The organism is Anabaena azotica FACHB-119, from assembly GCF_014697625.1.
In the GTDB taxonomy this organism is placed as follows: Bacteria; Cyanobacteriota; Cyanobacteriia; order Cyanobacteriales; family Nostocaceae; genus Trichormus; species Trichormus azoticus_A.
Genome location: NZ_JACJSG010000107.1, coordinates 1 through 5,480, shown reverse-complemented (window position 1 = coordinate 5,480; position 5,480 = coordinate 1). Strand labels below are relative to the sequence as shown.

General features: G+C 41.9%; 3 protein-coding genes and 1 pseudogene. All 4 read left to right on the top strand.

Annotated features, from left to right (window positions below):
* Positions 1 to 1,529 (top strand): type IV secretory system conjugative DNA transfer family protein (locus H6G83_RS34430; RefSeq protein ID WP_190480619.1); only part of this gene is annotated, 1,529 nt, incomplete at its 5' end.
* 11 nt (positions 1,530 to 1,540) lie between these two features.
* Positions 1,541 to 2,029, top strand: coding sequence for a relaxase/mobilization nuclease domain-containing protein (locus H6G83_RS34425; protein WP_242045013.1), 489 nt, complete (start codon positions 1,541 to 1,543; stop codon positions 2,027 to 2,029).
* A 70-nt stretch (positions 2,030 to 2,099) separates the two neighbouring features.
* A pseudogene (locus tag H6G83_RS35765) lies at positions 2,100 to 2,522 on the top strand (four helix bundle protein).
* Between the two features lie 52 nt (positions 2,523 to 2,574).
* Positions 2,575 to 5,480, top strand: a 2,906-nt coding sequence (locus tag H6G83_RS34415; RefSeq protein WP_242045012.1) for a DUF3854 domain-containing protein, incomplete at its 3' end; no start/stop codon positions are given.

Genomic DNA, 5,480 nt, shown 5'->3' with positions numbered 1-5,480 from the left:
AGAAAAAAGCCTTACTGCAAATCGCCAATCCCCAGTGTGACAGTGCTGCGCTTTACATTGGTAAGCATCAAGAGGGAGGTGGTGGCAATACTTTCTATATCCCTGATGTGCAACGAGGTACAGCAGTCATCGGCGCTCCCGGTAGTGGAAAGACGTTCTCTGCCATCAACCCGATGATTTACTCAGCTATTGAACAGGAATATCCGTGTATAGTTTATGACTTTAAGTATCCGTCTCAAGCTAAAGTTGCGGCTTATGCCAAACATATGGGCTATGATGTCCACATATTCGCCCCTGGATTTCCTGAATCTGAAGTATGCAATCCGCTAGATTTCCTGCGCGACAGTAGTGATGCGGAAACAGCCCGACAGATTTCTACCGTGATCAACAAGAATTTTCGGCTTTTGGGCAATTCATCCTCAGATGAGTTCTTTAGCCAGGCAGGAGATCAGCTGACTCAGGCGATACTGATGTTAGCTAAAGAGTTCGGTCAACAAGCCGATGTCATGACTTGCGCCGCTATATTGTCGAGTGTGCAGATGGTCAAGCGGCTCATGGCTGCGTCACTTAAACCTTGGGTAAAAATTGCCTTTGGTCAGGTGTTCAGTTCCGCCGACAGTGAAAAAACCGTCGCGGGGATTGTCTCCACTGCTAGCATCATGTTTACCCGATTCATGGCGAAGAACACTCTTGGCTGTTTCATTGGCAAGACGACTCTACCCTTAGAAATCAAGGGTAAGCAGATGATTATCTTTGGCTTGGATAGAGAACGTCGCGATGCGGTAGGCCCTCTCATGACCTCGATATTACATATGACCATTGCTCGTAATATCGCCAAGAAGCGCTCTGACCCCTTGATAGTAGCATTGGATGAATTACCCTCGATTTACTTGCCTGACCTATATCGATGGCTCAACGAATCTCGTTCTGAGGGATTCTGCGGGATTATCGGCTTCCAAAATATGGGTCAGCTTGAGAAGAATTACGGAAGAGAAATATCCAAGGCTATCCTTGGTGCTTGCAGCACTAAATTCATCTTTAATCCAGGGGAGAACGAATCAGCGCAATTATTCTCCAGCTTTTTAGGTGACGAGGAGATTAAGTATAAGCAAAAAAGCCGTTCTACTGGTAAAAGCAGCAGCACTAGCATCAGTGAGCAAGAGAAAAGTAGAAAGTTGTTTGAATCGGCTCAATTCCTCAAGCTCATTGCTGGTAAATGTGTTTTCATAAATCCGGCATACGGCAATAAAAACGAAGGGTCTGTTCCGCTACTCAAGACTATTAAAATTTCTCAACCCCTAAAAAATATTGATAAATACAATCAACTTAAATGGGCGAGAATTGTTAGTTTAGCAGCGAGGAAAAGTACACAGCAGTTCCCTTCACAACAGGATTTAGAAACGAGGGTTCAAGCTGTTGAAGCGCATTTTCCCCTGCCTGATAATCCGGGTACTCCTAAAAATACTGGTCTGACTTCAAAAGAAGTCGGCGCTATCATCAACAAAGGAAGTTCTCAAAGTGGACTTTAGCAATTATGAAAATGACTATTGAAGAATTGAAGATTGATGATTTTGAACTGATTCAAACACTATCTCAAGAGAAGATTTTAGCCAAAGGGAGTTTTATTGATATTAACCTGCCTCCTGAGCAAATTATTCAGGAGTTTCAGGCTTTATCCCAAGCCCGACCAAAGCTAAGGAGTTTAGGCATATATAGCATCATCAGCTTGAGAAATGTTTATATTAGACTAAATCATGAATCTTGCTTGAAAATTGTTGACCAATACATTCACGGTATTGGTTGGCATGATTTACAATATATCTGTTTTTTTGATATTCAACCAAGCAGTATTTACATTCATATTGTTTTTAATCGCGTCACACCTCTAAGTAAAGTCATAGATATTAAATGCGTCGGGGCTACTTGGCAACAATATGAAGTTTTACGCCAATCTTGTTCGATGATTATTGACAATCCCATTAATAATCAATATTTACAACGCCAATGCTGTAACTGTTGTTCTAATTAGGGGTGTAGGGGTGTAAGGGTGTAGGGGTGTAAGGGGAAGAGATTTATAAATTTAACAGTGAGGAAGGCATATGTCGGAACACTCAATTCAATCGTACCGTGATTTAAAAGTGTGGCAAGAAGCTATGAATCTTGCCGAGAGTTGTTACAAAATAACTAAATCATTTCCTAGAGAAGAGATTTATGGTATGACATCTCAAATTAAGAAGGGGTGTGAGGGTGTAGGGGTGTAAGGGTATAAGGGTAAGAAGTAGTACGTGAAAATTCATATTTGCTTCAAGTATTATTTAGAAATTCCCCCTACACCCCTACACCCCTACACCCAGCACGAAGTGCTATCACAAGGGTCTTTGAAGGAATTAGAAACGCACTTATTACTCTCAATCAGAGTAGAACTGGCATCATCACAAACAATTAATCCTGTTCTCAATCAATGTGAATCAGTTGGAAAGTTACTACTACTTTTAATTCGTGCATTAGAAAACAAAAAGTAGTTAATCTTCCCTTACACCCCTACACCCCTACACCCCTACACCCCTATTCCCCATGTTTGACGAAAGACATTTACAATTAACTTCTGCTTATACTCATACTACTGAGCAGATTGTCCGTGATGTAATTTTGCCGCTAGCCAAATATATTGATGAATACATCAAAAAGAAAGTAGAAGCTTCTATCAATAAAAAGCTGTATTGGGAAGTTGGCAAAGATACTTATGCCATGAGTCCTGACGGAAAAGGCGGGTGGAAGTGGGAGAAGTATGACCCCAAGAGTAACGAATATATCTCTACTACTGCAACGGAAACTTTGGAAGTGGCTTCAACAGTTGCTGACTCTATAACTCAGGGCATAACTGATGCCAAACAATACCAGTTAGTTGACCCTCAAATTATAGCTGAAACTAAACAAGCCAATCTTTTGTCCTCTACTCAAGGGCTAAAAGTCGAGACTGATGACCAAACTGTTGTTGTTCATCAGGGGAATACTGGCACATTTGGCTTTTCCATGATTGACGAGAACAATCAGATAATTAGAGATAGTAGCTTTTTTCAAGAGTTTCAATCAGATTTAAATCAATATTTAGCCGAATGTCTTGATACTTTTAAAAATAATCCAGACATTATTAAAAATAATGCTGAATGTTTAAAAGATATTTTGACTAGCTCTTTATCTCCGCAAGACAGCCCAAAGCAAACAAGCACAATTGAAGAAGTTAACGAAGAAATTAACCCCGAAGTTAATCCAGAAGTTAATCCAGAAATTAATCTAGAACTTAATTCAGAAGTTAATCCAGAAATTAATCCACATTTTGAAGAGAAACTACAGGGAGATATAAAGGAAGTGGTAGCAGAAGATTCTAGCATTTCTCCATCTCAACAAAAGAGCCAAAGTCAAGGAAGTGTGATCGCTCCCTCACATATAGACGACAAACACTGGCAAGAACTAGTCGAAAAAAGTGCGATCGCTCCCGGTATTGCCGCCATGAACTTTCAAAGTCTTCACTTTAGCCAGGGGGAAGGCTCACATGAAGCTTGGGAAAAACTGATGATCAGCGATCAACTACCAAGGACAAATACAGGGAGGCTATCAGGTGGAATAATGAAAGTATATTCCTTCTTGGATAATACGGATGGCTGGTGGTGTAGTGCCGGAGTAGATCCAAGGCAATTTGAGAAAATGAACACTGGTGAGATTGCAGAAAATAAAGAATGGGGGTGCTATAAGCCAGATTCCCCAAGACCGAAAACCGAAAAAAAAGATGGGGTTACTGTAGTAGTTCCAGGGAAGTTTACCAAATATGAGCATCCACCTGGAGTTGAAAAAAGTATCTTTTTACTTGATGTACCAGAGGATATTGCACAAGGTATTTACCAAAAGGCAGGTGTCAATCCCAACGAAAGCGATCGCGCTTCGGGATTTTGGTATTGTGTATGGAAGCACAATGTACCAATCACAATTACGGAGGGGGCGAAGAAAACAGCCAGTCTGTTAAGCCAAGGTTACGCCGCCATTGGGCTGGCGGGGATTAACGGCGGCTATTATAAAACTAAGAAGTCTGAAAAACCTATTGACAATGAAGTTAACACAGACTTGAGTGAGGATGATGCCAGATCGTTTGTCATCGAGGATGAAGTTGAGTCCTCTGACGAGGAAATTGAGTTCCACAACACTCAAGGCAAACAAACGCACTATTTGCATCCTGAGTTAGCAGTTTTTGCTACTAGGGATCGAGATTTCAAAATCTGCTTTGATTTTGAAACTAAGAGCGAAACAGTGCGAAACGTTAATGCGGCAACTAGGTGTACTGGACAATTACTAGAAACTAATGGCTGCAAAGTCAGTGTGATTTCTTTGCCAGGGCCAGATAAAGGTGTGGATGATTTTATCGTCAATAGGGGCAGTGCGGCTTTTGAGCAACTGCAATCTCTTGCCTTGCCCTTACACCAATGGGATGAACAGCTCTATCTAGCTTCTCGCCAACGGGATGAACGGCTTTATCTAGATCAGGACTTGCGCTCAACTATCAAGTTCAAGGATGGTACAACTAAAGTTGTACAACATCAACCAAGAAACAAGGTAGAAGTTCCCACGCCACGGGACAAATCTACTGTTAATAACTCCCCAGCAGTAGCAACCGAGTTAAAGATTACCCCTACTACTCCACCAGCAGCAGTTGGCTCCCAACCATCTCCTCTTGAAAATACTACTCAATCACAGCGAGCGCAACACAACGGCACTGCTACTGTATCAGGGCAACAGTCTTCATCAGCAAATCAGACTAATGCCAATCCACCAAAAATTGCGCCAACAGAAAATCAATCGTCGGATAATGTAACAGTCCAAACACCACCTGACCAATCTACAAGAGAAAAGGAGGCTACCCAAGCACCACCCAAACAAACCAATGTGAACAATGTAGCAGTTCCCACGCCAGCCAACAAATCTACTGTTAATAACGAGCCTGCGATCGCAACCGAGTTAAAGATTACCCCTACTAACCTCAAGATAGAGACTTTATCAACTGCTGAATTTAGTCAGCCAAAACAGCAAAGCAACAATACGCAGACACCAGGGGAGCAACGGGAGCAACAATCTCCACCAAATACTACTTCAGTGAAACCACAACCAACAGCAACCAATACTCAAGAGGAATCACCCCCAAAAGAACCCCTAAAAGATACTGATACGCCTGGTTGGTTCTCTTGGTTACGTAAACCTAAAATAGAGACTCCACCATCGCCCACACCAAACTGGACTAAAACCCAAGATGTTACCCTTTACCAACGCAATTGGCGACGACGACAACTTGAGGCTAAAGAAAATCAAGCGATCGCGGCGGCGGCTGTTGCCCTAGTTAAGAAATACGGTGTAGCCAATGATAATCAAGTAACTTATGTTGCCGATGCTTTCGTCGTCAACAAAAAAGGTGAAAACTATACTATTTCTCGTCG

Excerpts from the sequence above, each read along its gene's own strand:
- H6G83_RS34425 (WP_242045013.1), top strand. The coding sequence starts at position 1,541 with ATGACTATTGAAGAATTGAAGATTGATGATTTTGAACTGATTCAAACA.